The sequence below is a fragment of the Amycolatopsis sp. NBC_00355 genome, from assembly GCF_036104975.1.
Lineage (GTDB): Bacteria > Actinomycetota > Actinomycetes > Mycobacteriales > Pseudonocardiaceae > Amycolatopsis.
Window position 1 is genome coordinate 3172277 of sequence record NZ_CP107982.1, and the last position, 15804, is coordinate 3188080.

Consider the following 15804-nt stretch of genomic DNA (forward strand, 5'->3'; position numbering starts at 1 on the left):
GCTCGGCGGGACGTCGGCCCGGCCGGGAGGTAAACCGGCCGGGCCGACCCTCACACGCACGAGACCCGAGAACTGCCACGGCGTCAACGACGTCACGGGCACCGCGGAACCTGCAGTGTGCCGGCACCGCCGGGACCGGTGTGCTGCTCGACCTCCCACAGGTCGCCGCGAACCCAGCCGTAAGTACCGCCACGGTAGGACCAGCCCCACGCGTGCCCGTCGGACGCCCCGCGCGTGCACGACACCCAGAACCCGGCGCCGTAACCGATCGTGCCCAGCACCGGGCCATCCACCGGCCGCGACCGGATGCGCGCACCACTCGCGGTCGCGATGACCGCGATCCAACCCTGCGCCGTTGCGGCCGCCATCGGTCGAGCGTACGGCGAGGTCGGCGTGGACCAGACGAGAGTTCCGTCAGGTGCGACCGCCGGTATGTCCGTGTTGCCCTCGCCGACCGCACCCACGTCCGATTGGTCGGACACCACGCCGGCAGCGGATGCCGGTTCGGCTGCCTGAACTGGCGCCGCAGCTGCCATCGTCGCGCTCGCGAGAGCACCGGACGTCAGCAGTGACGCCGCGATCCGCTTCGCACACAGAAGAATCGTTGTCATAGAAGGACTCCCGTCGGATCTGGCACGTCGCCGACCACTCAGCAGAAGGCTCACTCGGGCCCCGAGGGCAGCGGCTCGTCAACGCACGCACGGAAACCAACGGCCGGTCCAGGCCATCACATCGGCTCAGCCTGAGATCTGACCCACCGTCAAGTCCGACTGATGTCGGTTGTTGCAGAAATTTTGGCTCGGGAGAGGCGCCCTCCCCAGTGCCCTCTCCCGAGCCGGGAACCCTTATGCCGCCCGGGGTTGAGAGCGGACCGGATCCCCAGAAGGGTCCATAGTGGTCGCTCCCGTGGACCACCGTGGATCACCTTCTAGAACCCAGACTGCCCGAGAAATCAGTAATTCGCCACAAGTGTGGCCAATTTTTTGTTATAACTTTCAGTGTCGAGTCCTGCGCGAAACGCAGTCCCGACGGCAACCTCCCCATCGTGTGACCGCGGCTGGGCGTGGCTGCAGCGCAGTGCAGCAGACCCGCGGCCCGGGGCAAGCCCGCAACCCACAAGGGACACGGCCGCCATCGTGCGGCCGGCTTGCCCCGGGACCCACGGGGCCCGCTGGCGAAGGCCGCGTCCACCGCCCACCCGGGCGGGCCACCGAGGAGGAACCCGTGCTCAAGTACTTCGTCTCCACCCATCGCACCCAAGGCGAACGGGACAACGACTCCAACAGCATCCCCGACACCGAGATCGTCGACCTCGCCAGCCTGTCGCACACGGACCCAGACAACTCGTACTGCGGCTGCGCGCGCAGCTTCGTCGGCATTCACAGCCGCCAGACCACAACAACCGCCGAGATCGCCGAAACCGACCTGACCCCAGTGCAGTTCGTCCGCCGCTTCTACGACGCGTTCGTCGCCATGGGTTTCCCGAGCAGTGCCGAGCTGCACGCCGATGCCGCCAACGCCGCCACCGAACTACTGCGACTGGCGGCCATGTGGCCAGTCGGCACCGTCGTCGAGCGCCGATGCCACGAAATCCGCGTCCGCAGCTTCCCCAACGAAACCTGACCTCGCAGCACCACTGCCCGCCCAGCACATCGCCTGAAGGAGCACTCATGGCCAATTCCACCGACGCCCGGCGCGCCCGCGCGTTTCTCCAGCACGCCGCCGAACCCACCAACCCGCATCTCGCGCGCTACGTCGCCGAGGTCGGGCCCGTCGACGCCGCCCACCACGTCAGCGAACGCACCGCCCCGGCCGACGTGCTCGCCGAAACCCGTCTCGGCGCGAACTGGATGCTCGCAGAAGCCAGCCTGAGCACCGCAGCACAGCTCGGTGCCCGATTCGTGATCCCCGAAGACGACGAATGGCCAGCCGACACCCTGGTCGACCTCACCACCCTGATCGTCGAGCACGACATCCCCGGTGCTGCACCCCTGGGCCTGTGGGTCCAAGGAGAACCCCAGCTGGACGAACTGGCAGCTGCGCGCTCTGTCGCGATCGTGGGATCCCGGGCCGGGACCGACTACGGCAAGCACCACGCTCAGGAATTCGCCGACGCACTAGTATCGCGGAACGTCGCCGTGTGGAGCGGCGCCGGCTACGGCATCGACGGGGCCGCGCACCGTGGTGCGCTGGCGACCGGCCGTTTGGCAGGCACCGTCGCCGTCCTGGCCTGCGGGCTCGACGGCGGCTACCCGGCCGGACACGTGGACCTGCTGCGGCGGATCGCTGAATCCGGTGCGGTCGTGTCCGAGTATCCCCCCGGTGTCCCGCCTGCTCGGCACCGATTTCTGCAACGCCACCGCCTGCTCGCCGCGTTAACCACCGCGACAGTCGTCGTCGAGGCCGGACGGCGCAGCGGCGCCCGCCATGCCGCAGGCCTTGCCGCCGAGCTCGGCCGACCCGTCCTCGCAGTGCCGGGTCCACTGTCCTCGACGGTGTCTGCCGGGTGCCACCAGCTCATCCAAGACGGCACCGCTCGCCTGGCCACCAGCGCCGACGACATCATCGCGGCGATCGAAGAGGGCAACAAGCCGGACGCGGCCCCGGAGACGGCCCACCCGGCGGGTGAGGCCGGCTGACGCTAGCGCACGCCCCGACGGCGGCCCGAACGTGACGATGACCTGATCACGTCCGGACCGTCACGGGCCGCCATCGGGCGCGCGCTCGGGCGGTGGCGGCTCACACCTTCGTGGGCCGCCACCGCCTCCCACGGCCCACACGCCGGGGAGCCGATCCGAGGAGCGCCGACCGTGACCGTGTACCTGACCCCAGGTGAACTGATCGGATCCCTGCCCGACACCTGCGCCGACACCCTGCACGTCATCGCCCTGCCCTCCCACCCGCACACCACCCCGCAGCGCCTCATCTCCCCGACCGGCGCGGCGTTCCCCACGACCCGAGTGCGAGGCCTGACCACCCGCGAGATCACCGAACACGTACAGGCCGTGATGCCGACCGACGCCGGCGCCGACGTGGTCGTCGTCGTGATCGCCGAGGAACATGCCCGGCATTGGCTGCCGCTGCGGGCCGCGATCGCCGCGCTCGAGGCCGAACTGCGCCCCGCCGGACACACCGTCATCGGCCGCTACTGGGCCCCGCATACCCGCCCTGGCGCCCCATGGCGCGACTACCGCCTCCCCGCCCGCCTCGGCACCGTCATCGCTCCGCGCGCGGACCTCGACTTCTCCAAGCCGGTCCAGCTCTGCGGTGACGCCCCGACCCCCACCTGGGGCCTCCCCTTCACCGAAGCCGGCGAGACCCTCCCGGCCCGCATCGGCCGATTCGCCCGCCGGGTCGTACCGATGCTGGTGCACCGCGGCGAGGAAGCCAACAAGACCGTCGCCCACGCCGCCATCCAGGCCGGCCGCGGTGAGTTCGTCGACGACATCGCGGCGTTCGCGGTCACGACCGCGCTGGCCGACAATGCCGTCTACGGGCCGCTGTTCTTGCTGCCGACCGGCCTCGACCCGCAGCGGGTCGAGCAGCTGTGGATGGGCCTCTACCGCGGCAGCACCGAGTCGCGGATGCGTGCTCGGCTTGCCACGTTGATCGCGGCCAGCGCCGTACGCCGCGGCGACCGCGACCTCACCGCCTGCGCTCTGGTCCAGGCCCACGGCGCACCGGGCGCGGCAACCGTCGGACTGTTGTTCCAGCACCACGCCAGCGCCGACGTTGTTGAGCACCAGCTCGACGAGATCGCCGGCCGGGTCGCCGCGACGCGCTGGTAACCCACGTCCCCGACATCCAGCTCGGCCGCGACGTCCCTGGGGCGTCGTTCCTCGATCCGGGACGTCGCGGCCCTGTCCCTGCAGGAGGTCACGACATGCACCACGTGATCCAATGGTCTGGTGGCATCGGCTCCTGGGCCGCCACCGAACTCGTGCACCGCAATCACCCAGACGACCCGATCACGCTGCTGTTCGCGGACACCAAAATCGAGGACAGCGATCTCTACCGGTTCAACGCTGACGCCTCCGCGCGACTCGGGATCCCGATCACCCGGGTCTGCGACGGCCAGACCCCGTTCGAGCTGTTCGTGCAGCGCAGATACCTGGGTAATGCTCGGATAGCTCCGTGCTCCCAGGTGCTGAAGCAGAGACCCTGCCGGCGGTGGCTGACCGAACACGCCGACCCGGCCGACACCGTCCTCTACGTCGGGCTCGAGCCCGACGAGCAGCGCCGGGCACCCGCGATCACCGCCGGGTGGCACCCTTGGCGGGTCGAATACCCGCTGATGCAGCACTCCGACCTCACCAAGGACGACCTGCTGGCCTGGTGCCGCAATGGCCGACACCGTCTCCAGGTGGGATCACCCACAACCGCGCGAGATCGAGCTGGATGACGTCTCAGTCGGGCAATCGCGCCCCCAGGCAGACCTGGCGGTCCCGGTGTGCCGGCGTTCGACCGTCGCGGCGTGAACTGGCCGAGGGAACCAGGCCCGCGCCGGCCGTGCACGGCCGCCAGTACGGCGCAACGGGCTCGTTCCGCAGTTCGGGCCCCGTGCACCGCCGGCGCTCGGCCTGGTGAGCCGCGGCCGTCCATCCGCGAGCCCGCCGCCCCAGGCGGCAGGCACGCACCGCGCCACACCGAAAGGGCGATCGTCGTGTCCAAGGAAACCAGCAAGTGGCTCAACACCAACGTACTCATCGGATTCACCGACAAACGCAGCCACGCCTGGCACTACCGCGCCGAAGACCAGGGCACCGAGCCGAACCACTATCCCGGCCCAATTCCTATCGCCGAGGTCAAGCGGCGCCTGTTTCACTGGAGCGCCGAGCCGGCGCGGGTGTTCGTCGAGGACCGGTTCGGTCTCCGGCCCGCCGAGCACCACCTCGGCGTCACCGCCTCCGACAACGGCGACCTCCTCGCCATCCACACCGACGAATACGAGATCCACCAATACAGCACCTGGCTGCTGGACAACGTCGCCGCCCTGCTCGACGACGGCCTCACCATCGGCTCCGCCGGGCTGCTACGCGAACGCAGGCAAGCCTGGGTCAGCGTCGAAGTCCCCGACAACATCGTCACCCCCGAGGGCGTGGAGTTCCGGCCCAACCTGCTCGCCTGCTCCAGCCACGACGCCAGCCTGAAAACCCGCTACAAGCGCGTCGTCACCAACGTCGTCTGCGACAACACCATGGCCGCCGGGCTGCGCGAAGACGGCCAAGAACACGCCATCGTCCACAAGCGCAACAGCAATCTGCAGATCCTCACCGCCCGCGAGGCGCTGCAGATCGTGCACACCGTCGCCGACGACTTCGCCGCCGAAGTCAAGAAACTGTGCCAGACCACCGTCACCGACCGAGCCTGGACAGCGTTCCTCGAAGCCCACACCCCAATCCCCGAGGAGCCGGGCCGGGGACGCACGAACGCCCTCAACCGGCGCTCCGCACTCACCCGGCTGTGGACCAGCGACAACCGCGTCAGCCCCTGGAAGAACACCGGCTGGGGTGTCGTGCAGGCAGTCAACACCCACCTGCACCACGAAGCCGTCATCCGCGGCGCCACCCGAGCCGAACGGAACATGACCCGGGTCATGAAGGGCGAGCTGGCCAAGCACGACCGCACCACCACCGCCACCCTGCACAAGGTCCTCGCCGCCGTCTAGCCCGCCGCCGGTCCCCACCCTTGGCTTTCCGTTCCACGATGCTGGCCGATCTCGTCGACGCTGCGCTGGCCCGCGCCACTGTTACCGCGATCGTCAACGCCGGCGACCGGGTGATCGACTGGTCCGTCCTCAACTGGTGGGCCGCCTACCGCTATCCCGAGCACCACCCCCGCACCGCGACCGCCCGCGCTGATCACCGGTTCGATCACGTCTGGCAGGTGCGCGTCGACGGCCGCGCCGTCGGCACCGTCCACCGCCTCAACAAAGTCCTGCTCGACGCTTCGAGGCGCGCACCCTCACCGGATCCGTCCTGCGTCCCGACCTGACCGACGACGAGCAACCCCGCTACGGCTCCGTCCATGCCGCTGACTTCCTTATCGCGTGGACGGCGGATCGCGAGCCCGTGACCGGTGCCGTGGTTCCCGACCGCTCCTGACCTCGCGGGGTGGCGCGCGGCCTCGATCACGTGAACAGGCCCCGCGACACCGGTCAAGGCCCACCCGACGACATCGACCCGACGGCAGGGATCGGGCCTTGACCGGTGACCCGGCGGGCCCTGGATATCTCGGGGCGTCCACACACCATCCCCGCGCGAGACCACCTGAACGAACCGGGAATCCCCGAGTTCGGCACGCCTTCCCCCGGGCGAGTTGAACCCCGGTTCGGGGCTGGCCGGGTCAGCACAAGCGCCGCACTGACCCGGCCAGCCCCCTCCCGCCCCGAAAATCTCGGAGGTCCGACCATGCCCCGCACGACCGAACTGACCGCCACCGAACGGGAAGTCCTCCACGACGCCGCCCGCGGTCTGAACAACATCCAGATCGGCTTGAAACAGTTCCGTTCGACCGAAACCATCCGCACCCACATGAAGAACATCTTCTTCAAGCTCAAGGCCCGCAACCGCGCTCACGCCGTCGCCATCGCCTACGACACCGGCATCCTCCACTGCCGGATTCCACACCTGCCACTGACACAGGCGATACCGCAACCAACCTTTCCATCACCGTGCGAACCGCACCGACGCGACCACGCCACGAACGCTCCGACCGCCCGTCGCTCCGTCAGCAGCGAACCCACTTCAGGAGGACGACGATGACCGACCCCACCCGCCCCACCGTGGCGCAGACCTACCTCGACAACCCGGACCTGGCACTCATCATCGACGACGCTGATATCGACGCCGACCCCGAAGCCGTCATCGGCGAGCTCCTCACGCGGGATCCGGCCGACGCCGCGCTGATCGTGCGCGGAGCGGCGTTGTTGTCCGCCGCCGACGCCGGGACCGCCGCCGAGTGCCTGGCCACGTCGATGACCTGGCTCTACGGCTGATCCGCTCGTTGTCCGCCCACACAGCGTGCGCAGCAGGACGGAGCGGTTCTGCCTGTCCACCGAGGACACCGGAATCAGGTAGATAGACACGTCTGTCCGTCGTTGTTGGTCTCTCGTTGTTGTCGCAAAAGCAGGTGTACGGTGGAAGAAAATGATATTGGTGTGGTCTCCCCATGCATCAAGTGGCATGAGGACAGTGGACGTAATGACCTTGTTGCGACAGAACCGCGAACTGAAACGGCTCGGGATCTGGAACTGGTCCCTGCCTGCGTTCGCCGGGAAATTACACAACGTCATGATCATCGGTGTTGGGTCTATCGCAGACGGTCATTTATGCGAGAACTCCGTCATTCACGAGTGCCGCGGTCAGCGTGGTTGGCGTAGTCCTGCGACGCAGGCCCGCCCGAGCTTGCTCGGGCGGGCCTGCGTCGCTTTTCTGTAGCGGCGGCGCGCCGGTCGTGCTTGTCACCGGGTGGCGGGGGTGCAGAGTTCCCGGTCGATGAGGTTGTCCATGGCGTGTTCGGTGGTCGCGGTGCCGTCGCCGGTCTGCACGGCTACGGCGGTGGTCCTGCCGTCGGTGGTGACGCCTTCGCGGGTGTGGTAACCGGGAAGGTCGCCGCCGTGTGCGTAGTAACTGCCGCCGCAAGTCAGCGGGATCTGCATCAGGCCCAGGCCGTAGCGGGCACCGGGGAGGACGTCGGCCAGTCCAGGCGCGGGTACGGTGGTCTCCATCGCGGTGAGCTGGGCCGGCGCAAGCAGCTTGCCGGTCACCAACTCGTGGAAGAAGCGGGTCAGGTCGTCCGTGGTGCTGATCATCGCGCCGGCCGCGTCAGCTGCGGAGGGGTTGAGCGCCGTGACGTCGATCACCGGCCCGGAGCCGAAGTTGGAGTAGCCGTGCAGGTGACGACCGGGGATCGCTGAAGAGGTGATCGGCGCGATCGTGTGGCTGAGGTGGAGCGGGTTGATGATTCGCTGGGTGACCTCGTGCTGCCACGTGTGGCCGGTGGCCTTCTTGATGATCATGCCGGCGAGGATGTAGTTGGTGTTTGAGTATTCCCACGCGGTTCCTGGCGCGAAGTCCGGCGCCTGCCGCATCGCGATGGCGACCAGTTGCGCCGCGGTGTAGGTCGTGAACCGGTCGGCCTGAAAGTTCGCGGTGGAGGTGATCTCTGGGAAGTCGCTGAGGTACTCGGGCACTCCGCTGTTTTGCTGCAACAGGTCCCGCACGGTGATCTTGCTGCCGTCGTTGCCGGCGCCGGTCACCAGTCCCGGCAGCCAGTGCTCGACGGTGTCGTCGAGGGACACCCGGTGCTCTGCGACGAGTTGCAGCATCACGGTGGCGACGAACGTCTTGGTCGAGCTACCGATCCGGAACGCGTCCCCGGACTGTACCGACGACATGGTCGCAATGTCGGCCTGTCCGGCTTCGGCGAACAGCTGCCCGCGCGGGCTGGTCACTTGCGCCGCCACACCCACGGTTCCGGTCTGCTGGACCGCGTTCACCTGCTGCTGCAACGCGTTCGGCGTCGAGCTGGTCGAGGCCGACGCCGGAATGGTCACGGCAAGAGCGCACGCGGTGGCCGCGGCGATCGTCGCTGCTACCATTGTGTACTTGGTATTCGTACGCACGATTTGGGCCTCCTGGGGCGCGTTCACGCCGCATTCGCGGCGCAGGCAAAAATCTATGAAGATCGCCAGGCCGAAGCGATCAAGCCAGCCCCCGAATCGATGGTGGGGTTAACCCCCGGACGACCAGGCCGAGGTCCGGGTGGGCAGATCGGCCGAAGGGCGCCCACCGGACCTGACCGGCCGCAGCGGACCGGTACCCGGCCGTCCCAGCCCGTTGTCGCGCCTCAGCCGAAGCCTGGTGCCGGGCCGCCTGATGGCCAAGATCATCCGATCACGTGTCGCCCGTACCCAACCACCGTGACCAGTACAGCTAGGGCGTGTCTCCCAGTTATTTGACCTCGCGGGCCGAGGATGGGCAAATGGTGCGCGCCGAGGTGTTCTCTGATGAGTTGTGGGCGTTGATCGAGCCGGTGTGGCCCAGTCCTGGCGTGCGGGCGGGTCACCCTGGGAACGATCATCGTTTGACGCTTGAAGGGATCGCGTGGCGGTATCGGGTCGGTGCCCCGTGGGCGGGATGTGCCGGAGGACTTCGGGGCCTGGCAGTCCCCATGGACGCGTCCGGCGACTATGGCGTCAACGTGCTGATCGACTCCGCGGGAACCCTGCCCGGCGTGGGCGCACCGGTGGGTCCTGCGACTGGAGGCTCCGTTCGGCACCCTGCCGGACTACGTCAGCCCGAGCATGGTGTGGGGTGACGTGGCACGGCCGACAGCTCGGGTATTGACGTTGCTCGAGTTGTTGCAGTCCGGTGGCACCCGTACCTCTGCTGAGCTGGCCGAGCGGCTGAACGTGGATGGACGCACGGTGCGCCGCTACGTGGAGCACCTGCGTGCCCTCGGCATTCCGGTGGATTCCGTGCGTGGTCGTTACGGCGGTTACCGACTGGCGCGCCACTACCGGATGCCTCCGTTGATGCTCACCGACGAGGAAGCACTGGCGGTCGTCTGGGGGCTTCTGCTGACGGGCCGGTCGGGGTCTGGTCCGGCCTCGATCGGTGACGTGGAGGCCGCCACCTCGAAGGTGCGCCGGGTACTGCCCGCGGCCCTGGCACGACAGATTGACGCCGTGGTCGACACCGTGAATTTCACCGGCGGTCGGACCGGCGAGGCAGAGCGCACCGGGGGTGGCGAGGAGGCAAGCGCGAGAGTGCTACTCGGGCTGGCGCAGGCGGCGGGGGAACGGCGTCCGATTGCCTTCGACTACATGCCGCGGCACGGACGTGCACGGTTACGCACCGTTCATCCGCACGGCATCGTTGCCATGCACGGGCTGCTCTACCTCACCGGCCACGACGTCGGGCGCCAGGCGGAGCGGACGTTCCGCCTGGACCGCATCGCCGGCCTGCGCCTACTGGAGGGCACGTTCGAGGTGCCGGATGACCTGAACCCGGTGCAGCGGGTTGTGGGCCCGCTCGCAGCGGGTGCCGGGCGACATGAGGTGTCAGTGCTCGTCGACGCTGACGCAATGCATGTACGAGCGTTGTTCCCGGAGACGCTGGCGTCGGTCGAACCGGTAGCCGGCGTCGCCGGAAATGGTCACTGGCTGAGAGTTTTCGTCCGTGCGGAACGTTTGGAATGGGTCGCGGGAAGATTGGCCGCTCTCGATCGACCGTTCGTCATCGAGCAGCCGGAAGCTCTGCACGGGGTCGTTGCTGCGCTGGGACAGAAGCTGATCGCCGCGGCGATCGTCGATCCCAGCGGCGACTCAGGCTAGGACCGCGTGGCGCTCGCACAGACTCCAACGGCACGAGGAGCGCCCGATCGTGAAGCAGGCGCCTTCAGCGGTTCCCGTTCACGCCGGGACTCCTCGTTCAAGGTCCGTCAGGTTGCGTCGTACCTGTGCTCGACCTGCGTCTGTGGTCAGTCCGCCTTGTTGGTAGGCGGTGGCATCTTGGGTGTCCGGTTCTGCTGCAGTTGCAGCGCCTGCGGCGTGACCGGCGTGTACAGGTTGATGAGGGACCCTTCGGGGTCGCGGATCAGAACAGACATGTTGCCCCAGGGCATCAACGTCGGCGCCTGCACGACGTCGAGGTCATCGCCGAGTTCAGTCTTCATGAAGGCAAGAAGGGATTCGACGTCCTCCACGACGAACTCGACGATGGCGGTGCGGTTGGCGGCCGCTCGCGGTGGGTTGTCCGCGATGAAAGCGACCCGCTCCGGCGTGCTGAGCGCGAATGTCGCGGACGGTGTCACCAGCTCGACGAAGTCGTCGGTCAGGTACTGCGGGGTGGCGCCGGTGAGGACCTCGTAGAAGCGGACGAGTTGCGGTAGGTCGTCGGTGATCACGCGGACGGAGGCCAGTTGGACGGTGTTCGTTGTCATGATCACGACGCTATCCTGAATACTGGACATAACCTGTCCGGATTGGCGAAGAGACAAGGAAAGTGTTGCTGCGCTGAGAAAAGCGGGTTCGGGTGTTCCGGTCGGGCCGACGCACTCTAGCGGAGCCTGGCGTCGGCGGAAGCCCGCCCCGTTCACGGGTTCGGCGGCGGATGGGCAGGAATGGGGCGGGCTTGCCGCCGACGCGCGCGGCCCCGCTCGGGCGAGTGCGTCCCGACCGGGACACCCGCACTTCGCTTCTTCTCCACAACGACGCGGTGGATGAAGAAGCGAGTGGTGCGGGGGTACGTGGCCAGTCACCGGATCTTCTCCGGTGACCGGCCGGCCCGTGTGAAGGAGCACCTTCGTGACCAGCACGATGGATCTGCCGACCCAGCGCGACACCGACCACACCGCCCCCACGACCACGCCGGACAACGACCTCACCACATCCGAGCTGGACAGTTCCGTCACCGACGACACCGCCCCCGGCGCCGACACGTCCTCCTCCACGGTCGAGGACACCCCGCTCGACGAACTGTCCGACGAGGAACTCGCGGCACTGCACGCGACGTGGGACGCCGAGGTCGACACCATCATCTGGGTCGACCCGGACGAGGTGCTGCTCGCCGAGAACGTGCGCACCGACAACGCCGAGGCCGACGAGGAAACGACGGCGAACTTCAAGACCCATGGCGTCAAGACCGCGACCAACGGCTACCGCGACTACGACACCGGCGCCATCGTTGTCACCGAAGGCCAGCGCCGAATCCTCAACTCCCGCAAAGCCAGCTGCAAGGCACCGGTCTGGATGAAGACCCCGCCGCCGGTCGACGAGCGCAAGGCCACCATCGAGCGGATCGTCAACCAGTTCATCGAAAACGACCCCGCCCTCCGCAGGCCCCTGACCCTGGCCGACACCGCTCGCGCCCTGCAGCAGCTCGCCGCGTTCGACCTCAAGCCCGCCGGGATCGCCCGCAAGCTCGCGCTGGGCAAGAAGGGCAAAGCCTACGTCGAGAACGTCCTGCAGGCCGGGCAGAGCGAGCTGGCGCTCAAAGCCACCGAACGCTACGACCTCGATCTGCTGCAGGCCGCGGTCATCGCCGAATTCGACGAAGCCGGCGACACCGACACGGCGAAGGAACTCATCCTCACCGCACGTCAGGCACCGAACAACTTCGCCCAGCTCGCCGAGCGCAAGCGCACCGAACGCGCCGAGAAGCAGCGGTTCGCGGCCCTGACCGAGGACCTCACCGAGGAACTGACCGCCGCGAGCGTCACGATCTTCGACGAGAGCCTGCCCGACGACGACGGTGACGCGCGCTCGTTGGACCGGCTGCGCCCCACCCCCGGCCACGAGCCCCACACCGAGCTGACCGCCGAAGCCCACGCGTCCTGCCCGGGACACGGCGCCTGGATCGAGACCGACCACCACGACCAGCAGGGCAACCACGTCCCGGTGGCCGTCTACGGCTGCGCCGACTTCCTCGCCCACGGTCACGCCCTCAGCTACGCCCCGGCCGGCCGCGCGGACTTCGCCCCCGTGGCCACCGGCACCACCAGCACCGGCACGTTCGTCGACCACGAGTCGTCCGACGACGAGGACGCAGCCGAGCAGGTGGATGTGATCGCAGCCGCGCGCGCCGCCCAGGCCGCCGCCGAACTCGAGCGCCAGAAGGCGCGGATCATCCGCAAGTGGGTGATCCAGAACAACAAGGACTGGGACGCCTCCGAAGCGCCGCGCCGGGAATGGCTGGCAAGCCTCCTGCAGCGCAAGAACGCACCGCAGGGTGCGCAGCTGTTCCTCGCTCTGCAGAAGGCGCAAGGCGGCTACGAGCTCCGGCGGGCGTTCGAGCGCAACCACCCGCTCGCGATGACGCTGTTCGGCCTGCCGGTCGGTGCCACGCTCGCCGACCTGACGGCCAAGATCGCCAAGGCCCCCACCGCGGGGAAGGCCACCCTCTACGACTTGGTCCTCACCCTCTGTGCGATCGAGTCCGACATCTCCCGCAACACCTGGCGCACCCCGTGGGGCTCCTCGCAGGCGTATATGGCCGCGATCATCCGCTGGGGCTACCCCGCCTCCGACGTCGAGCGGAAGGTGATCGCCCCGGAAACCGAGCGCGACGTCATCGCCGCCCAGCTCGGCGATCTCGACACCGCGGCCGCCAGCGACGGCATCACGACCGCCGACGGGGACGGGACCGGCCACCAGTCGGACACGGACACCGACAGCGACCCGGCCGACGACGACGTCGACCGTGACGGTGGGCACGAGGACGCCGTCGACGCCCCGGACCTCGATGAGGACGTCACTGCAGTCGACGACGTCGACGTCTCGGGCACGGACGACCCGCGCGACACGACGACCGACGCCGCCGGTGACGACGCCACCGGCGGCGAGGAGGCGGCTCAGTCGGACACCGAGGCCGAGGTGGAGCTGACCGGCGCCGCGGTCTAGCCAGGCCGACCGCCACCGCACCCGATTCCTCGCTGGGGCGGGCCCGCGCACTGCGATGCCGGGCCCGCCCCAGTCCCGCGTGTGAACGGAGTTTCCTCGATGCACCCGCACCTCCCACCAGTGTTCGACCACATCCACCGCACCAGCACCTACGCCGCCGGGCACCACTCCGTCTGGCCGTACGCCCCGCTGCCGCCCGGCCCGTGCTGGACGCACGCGACCTGCCGCTGCGGGTGGGCCGAGATCGCCGAATCCCACAGCGACGCCCGCGCCCTGGCCCGCCACCACCGCCGCTACGCCGCCGACCACCCCACCTACCTGCCCGGCAGCGCGCTGCGCATCGGCGGCCGCACACACCAAGCCGACGCCACCGGAATCCACGTCTCCCTCGTCGGCACCCGCCATGGCTGGGCCCTCGCCGACGGCATCGGCGACAGCGCCCTGGCCGCCCACGCCGCCAGCAGCGCCGCGGCCACCGCCGCCTACGTCGCCGCCGACCGCGGCGCCCGCGCCGGGCTGCTCGCCGCCACCGGCACCCTCGCCGCCGTCCACGCCGGCGACACCGTCATGGTCGTCGCCACCCCGCTCCCGCCCGAGCGTGGTGACGGCTGGGATATCGCGTGGGTCGGGGACTGCCGCGCCTACGAATACGACCCGGACACCGACGTGCTGACCCAGCTCACCGTCGACCACACCGAAGGCCAGCAGCTGCGCGACAGCCTCGCCGAGCACTACCAGGACCGGCCGCAGGACCTCGAGGAGCTCGCCGCCCGGCGGGACAACGTCGTCACCAGCTCCGTAGCCACTGCCGATAGCGACTCCCTCGGCCGCGTCACCACGACCTGGCCGCGGCGTCGGTTGCTTCTGACCAGCGACGGCGTCCACAAACCCGTCCCGCACGCCTCTCTCGTCCGCGCCGTGCGGACGTTCAGCGACCCAGCCGCATGCGCGAACCGAGTAGCGCTTGCCGCGCGGTACTTCGGCGGCACCGACAACGCCGCCGCCATGGTCATCGACCCCGTCCCCGCCCCGGTCGCCGCCGAGCTGGTGCCATGACCACGACCACTGTGCCGGTCGCCGGCACGAGGACCTCGCCCGGTGATCTCCTCGGCGCCGCGCTGGACGCCGCCGAGCGCGGCTGGCCGGTGTTCCCGCTCGTCCCCCGCGGCAAGAGGCCTGCGATTGACCGCTGGCAGCAGCGGGCGACCTGCGATCCCGGCCGTATCCGCCGCTGGTGGACCCGGTACCCAGCCTGCAATGTCGGCATCAACTGCGGACCCGCGGGCTTGCTGGTACTCGACCTCGACGCCGCGCATGGGCGGGTCCCGCCGCAGTGGGCGCGGCGCGGCGTCACTCACGGCCGGGACGTTCTGGCCCTGCTGGCCCAGCAGGTCGACGAGCCCGACCCGGTGGACACCTTCACCGTCGCGACCCCGCGCGGTGGCGAGCACCGGTACTTCTACCGACCACCTGGGTCGCGGCTGCGCAGCACCATCGGGGCCCGCGGCCGCGGACTGGGCTGGCACGTCGATACCCGCGGCCCCGGCGCCCTCATCACCGCACCCAGGTCCCTGGCCAGCGTGCACGGCGTGCCGGTGCCCTACACCGTCACCTGGGATCTCCCGGTCGCCGTCCTGCCTGGCTGGCTGGTCACGGCCCTCACCCCACTGCCAACGCCGCCCCGCCCGGCGGTCGTTCCGGTGTTGCCGGCGACCAGCCACCGGGTCACCGCCTACGTCCAGGCCGCCGTCGCCGCCGAGTGCCGCAACGTCGCCACTGCCGGTGAAGGCCATCGGCACATCGCGGTCTTCGCCGCCGCTGCGGCGCTCGGGGAACTACTGGGCAACGGCTGGATCAGCGCCGCCGCGATCACCCAGCACCTCACCGACGCCGCACGTCGCCACCTCGGCGTCGCCGACTTCGACTGGCACGAGCTGAGTACGACCATCCGCGACGGCATCGCCGCCGGCCGCGAACACCCCCGCATCCTCACGGACCGGCCTACACCTCGAACCCGGTTCATCACCCGCGAGCAGGACTGACCGCGCCATCCCCAAGACCACTCCGCCAGATCCCGCCACGACGCGGCCGCTTGTGCCCGCGTCGTACCGCGCCCCTCACCCGTCCGGCACCCGACGAGTCGTCGCGGTCAAGGCAGTCCACGTCGGGCGGCGCATCAACTGAACACCCACGTTTCGCACAGCAAGGTCCGAAGAGTCGATCGACGGCATAACAGGCCAGCTCTGCGGATGCGGCTGGACCTCTGCCCGGTCGGCGCGCAGGACCACCGTCAGGCAAGCACACCCGGTCCCCGGGCGCCGACCTCTCGACGACGCCCTCGTCACGCTACCAGGCGCCCGGGAACCGGGGCGTGCTCCGAGATGGCGGACATCCGCACC

16 protein-coding genes and 1 pseudogene are annotated in these 15804 nt (G+C 69.2%); 14 read left to right on the plus strand and 3 right to left on the minus strand.

Features of this window, described 5'->3' with window-relative positions:
* Positions 1-92: 92 nt before the first annotated feature.
* On the minus strand, positions 93-368 hold the full coding sequence (locus OHS18_RS13420) for a hypothetical protein (protein WP_328617237.1): 276 nt from the start codon (positions 366-368) through the stop codon (positions 93-95).
* An 856-nt stretch (positions 369-1224) separates the two neighbouring features.
* Between OHS18_RS13420 and OHS18_RS13425 the strand changes: the two genes are divergently transcribed.
* The 9 genes and pseudogenes from OHS18_RS13425 to OHS18_RS48545 form a co-directional block, all read left to right on the plus strand.
* Positions 1225-1623: a DUF7715 family protein gene (locus OHS18_RS13425; RefSeq protein WP_328617238.1), complete on the plus strand. Its 399-nt coding sequence runs from the start codon at positions 1225-1227 to the stop codon at positions 1621-1623.
* A 47-nt stretch (positions 1624-1670) separates the two neighbouring features.
* Positions 1671-2639 carry a DNA-processing protein DprA gene (gene dprA, locus OHS18_RS13430; RefSeq protein ID WP_328617239.1) on the plus strand — a complete coding sequence of 323 codons (969 nt, stop codon included), beginning with the start codon at positions 1671-1673 and terminating at the stop codon, positions 2637-2639.
* Positions 2640-2810: 171 nt separating this feature from the next.
* Positions 2811-3788 carry a DUF4192 family protein gene (locus OHS18_RS13435; protein WP_328617240.1) on the plus strand — a complete coding sequence of 326 codons (978 nt, stop codon included), beginning with the start codon at positions 2811-2813 and terminating at the stop codon, positions 3786-3788.
* Between the two features lie 95 nt (positions 3789-3883).
* Positions 3884-4402, plus strand: coding sequence for a phosphoadenosine phosphosulfate reductase domain-containing protein (locus OHS18_RS13440; RefSeq protein ID WP_328617241.1), 519 nt, complete (start codon positions 3884-3886; stop codon positions 4400-4402).
* Between the two features lie 261 nt (positions 4403-4663).
* Positions 4664-5668: a DUF932 domain-containing protein gene (locus tag OHS18_RS13445; RefSeq protein ID WP_328617242.1), complete on the plus strand. Its 1005-nt coding sequence runs from the start codon at positions 4664-4666 to the stop codon at positions 5666-5668.
* Between the two features lie 38 nt (positions 5669-5706).
* Positions 5707-5994, plus strand: coding sequence for a hypothetical protein (locus OHS18_RS13450; protein WP_328617243.1), 288 nt, complete (start codon positions 5707-5709; stop codon positions 5992-5994).
* 416 nt (positions 5995-6410) lie between these two features.
* Positions 6411-6764, plus strand: coding sequence for a response regulator transcription factor (locus tag OHS18_RS13455; protein ID WP_328617244.1), 354 nt, complete (start codon positions 6411-6413; stop codon positions 6762-6764).
* On the plus strand, positions 6761-6997 hold the full coding sequence (locus tag OHS18_RS13460) for a hypothetical protein (protein WP_328617245.1): 237 nt from the start codon (positions 6761-6763) through the stop codon (positions 6995-6997). Before OHS18_RS13455 ends, OHS18_RS13460 begins: the two co-directional genes overlap by 4 nt.
* Positions 6998-7202: 205 nt before the next feature.
* Positions 7203-7283, plus strand: a pseudogene (locus tag OHS18_RS48545) (GP88 family protein); the annotation flags it as partial.
* 179 nt (positions 7284-7462) lie between these two features.
* Here the strand turns inward: OHS18_RS48545 and OHS18_RS13470 are convergent.
* Positions 7463-8557, minus strand: coding sequence for a serine hydrolase domain-containing protein (locus tag OHS18_RS13470; protein WP_328617247.1), 1095 nt, complete (start codon positions 8555-8557; stop codon positions 7463-7465).
* 428 nt (positions 8558-8985) lie between these two features.
* On the opposite strand from OHS18_RS13470, the gene OHS18_RS48550 reads away from it, so the two are divergent.
* Together OHS18_RS48550 and OHS18_RS13480 are read left to right on the plus strand one after the other, a co-directional pair.
* Complete coding sequence (locus tag OHS18_RS48550; RefSeq protein WP_442875375.1) at positions 8986-9321, plus strand: transposase; 336 nt, start codon at positions 8986-8988, stop codon at positions 9319-9321.
* 25 nt (positions 9322-9346) lie between these two features.
* The gene (locus tag OHS18_RS13480; protein ID WP_328617248.1) at positions 9347-10339 is read left to right on the plus strand and encodes a helix-turn-helix transcriptional regulator; all 993 of its coding nucleotides are present in this window, start codon (positions 9347-9349) and stop codon (positions 10337-10339) included.
* A 146-nt stretch (positions 10340-10485) separates the two neighbouring features.
* On the opposite strand, the gene OHS18_RS13485 is transcribed toward OHS18_RS13480, so the two are convergent.
* Complete coding sequence (locus tag OHS18_RS13485) at positions 10486-10947, minus strand: VOC family protein (RefSeq protein WP_328617249.1); 462 nt, start codon at positions 10945-10947, stop codon at positions 10486-10488.
* Between the two features lie 364 nt (positions 10948-11311).
* Between OHS18_RS13485 and OHS18_RS13490 the strand changes: the two genes are divergently transcribed.
* From OHS18_RS13490 to OHS18_RS13500, 3 genes are all read left to right on the plus strand, one after another.
* On the plus strand, positions 11312-13405 hold the full coding sequence (locus OHS18_RS13490; RefSeq protein WP_328617250.1) for a hypothetical protein: 2094 nt from the start codon (positions 11312-11314) through the stop codon (positions 13403-13405).
* 99 nt (positions 13406-13504) lie between these two features.
* A complete protein-coding gene (locus tag OHS18_RS13495; protein ID WP_328617251.1) occupies positions 13505-14461 on the plus strand; it encodes a PP2C family protein-serine/threonine phosphatase in 957 nt (318 codons plus the stop codon).
* Positions 14458-15447 (plus strand): bifunctional DNA primase/polymerase, encoded by a 990-nt coding sequence (locus OHS18_RS13500; protein ID WP_328617252.1) that lies wholly within the window; start codon positions 14458-14460, stop codon positions 15445-15447. Before OHS18_RS13495 ends, OHS18_RS13500 begins: the two co-directional genes overlap by 4 nt.
* The last annotated feature ends 357 nt before the right edge of the window (positions 15448-15804 follow it).